Origin of the sequence: Acinetobacter sp. AKBS16, assembly GCF_002899995.1 — a bacterium.
In the GTDB taxonomy this organism is placed as follows: Bacteria; Pseudomonadota; Gammaproteobacteria; order Pseudomonadales; family Moraxellaceae; genus Acinetobacter; species Acinetobacter baumannii.
In genome coordinates, this window is the sequence record NZ_POYH01000092.1 from 19,774 (window position 1) to 20,979 (window position 1,206).

General features: G+C 44.1%; 1 protein-coding gene. It reads left to right on the forward strand.

What is annotated here, in order from left to right:
• Window positions 1–1,206, forward strand: a 1,206-nt coding sequence (locus tag C1642_RS17135; RefSeq protein ID WP_228153969.1) for a cysteine desulfurase, incomplete at both ends; no start/stop codon positions are given.

A 1,206-nucleotide genomic window follows, 5' to 3' on the forward strand; every position in this document is an offset into this window, starting at 1 on the left:
ACCCTGAACGCCGAATTGTAGCGTCTGCGCCTGTGGTTGGTGGAGCTAATTTGCCACGCCCACCATTTGAACCACATTTGCCAGAAGCTGCTCATAGTGAACCCAATGTGCCACGCATTGAACCAAGCTTGCCCACTGGTACAGGTGAATCACCTTATTATTTTTTAAATGATTTCTCTGCTCCGAATGCAATAGAACCATCTGTTAAAGGGGTTGAAGATAATTATTCGGTTGCACAGTCTTTTCAGTTGCCACATGGTGACCAGCTCAAGTCATTACTGACGGAAGATCGTTTTGCAACGAACACACCTACCCAAAGTTCAACAAGCTCTGCATTTTATTTTTTAGACTTGCCTCAAAGTGGACAAAGTTATAGTCACTATCAACCATCACAACCCACTTTTGTAGCAAGTAGTGCTCAACCACTCGATGTATATGCCATACGTCGTGATTTCCCAATTTTACAGGAACGCGTCAACGGTCGACCTTTGGTCTGGTTTGATAATGCAGCGACCACACAAAAACCGCAGCGCGTGATTGACCGGATTGCTTATTTTTATCAGCATGAAAACTCAAACATTCACCGTGCTGCCCATGAGTTAGCGGCTCGTGCAACCGACGCCTATGAGCATGCAAGAAATGTAGTTGCCCGATTTATTGGTGCACCCTCTTCTAAAGAAATTATCTTTGTTCGAGGAACAACCGAAGGGATTAACCTGATTGCAAAAACATGGGGTGAGCAAAATATTGGCGAAGGTGATGAAATTATTGTTTCTCACTTAGAACACCATGCCAATATTGTGCCTTGGTATCAACTCACTAAAAAAACTGGAGCGAAATTACGAGTCATTCCTGTGGATGACACGGGCCAGATTATTTTAGAAGAGTTACCAAAACTGATTAATGAACGTACTAAACTGTTGTCGATTACTCAAGTTTCGAATGCTTTAGGTACAGTCACACCTGTTGCTGAAGTCATTAAAATTGCCCATGCCAAAGGTGTACGCGTTTTAGTTGACGGTGCTCAATCTGTTTCGCACATCCCTACCAATGTACAAGCTCTCGATGCAGACTTTTTTGTGTTCTCTGGACATAAAGTGTTTGGGCCGACGGGCATTGGTGCGGTCTATGCAAAACCAGAACTACTTGAAAGCATGCCTGTCTGGGAAGGCGGCGGTAACATGATTCAGGATGTGACCTTCGAAC